Here is an 845-nt window from a genome sequence, read left to right on the forward strand (position 1 = left end):
GAGAAAATTATTTATTTGGAACAAATTCGGGATTACATGCAAAAAAAAATGACCGAAGGCAGCGTCGTATTTGTGGATGAGGAGGGCAGAATTGGCATGCTCTTCTCATGGGTATCGAAAGAATCTATCGAGAAGATGCAGACTATGCTTAAAGAGCATTTTCTTCATTCCTTCAATGTCGGCGTGGGCAAACCATGCAGTCAATTATATGATATTGTCCATTCCTATCGGCAGGCTGCGCGAGCGCTGCAGTATAAATTTTATAGTGGAACGGGCAAGATTAATTATTTCAGCGAGCTGGGACGCTTGGAATCGCTGCAGCAATACCCATCAGATAAGGAGAAGCAGCTTTTTGACGTTTACAAAGCCGCAGAGACAACCGCAGAGATTGAAGAAAGTGTTCACCTTTTTTACGCTGAGCTGCTTCATGATGGACCGATTGATACACAGAGCGTATATGATGTGACCGTTAGGCTTCTCGTCGGAATAGAAAAACGTGTATTATCAGAGACAGAGCATGTAAGCATGTATGAGCGGTTTGACGTGATGTCGATCGTGAAGCTTGCGACTTTAGATGAAATTAAACAGTATGTCATTCATTTTTTTATTGGTCTGAAAGAAGTGTTCTCGTACAACCAGAAGGAGAGTCACCGCAGCATTATCAAAAAAACGATTCATCATATGGAGCAGGAATGCCAATATGTATCCTTGCAAAGTGTGGCACAGAAAGTGTATATGACGCCAACCTACTTAAGCCTGCTATTCAAAATGAATACAGGAAAAACGTTCATCGAGCATTTGACGGACATTCGAATGGATAAAGCGAAGGATATGCTAAAGAGTAC

The 845-nt window shown here is 41.8% G+C and carries 1 protein-coding gene; it reads left to right on the forward strand.

Features of this window, described 5'->3' with window-relative positions; genetic code table 11:
- A partial coding sequence (locus AC1DSE_RS35925; RefSeq protein ID WP_477529203.1) for a hypothetical protein occupies positions 1-845 on the forward strand: 845 nt, incomplete at both ends.

This window comes from Paenibacillus sp. 01L418, assembly GCF_056400045.1.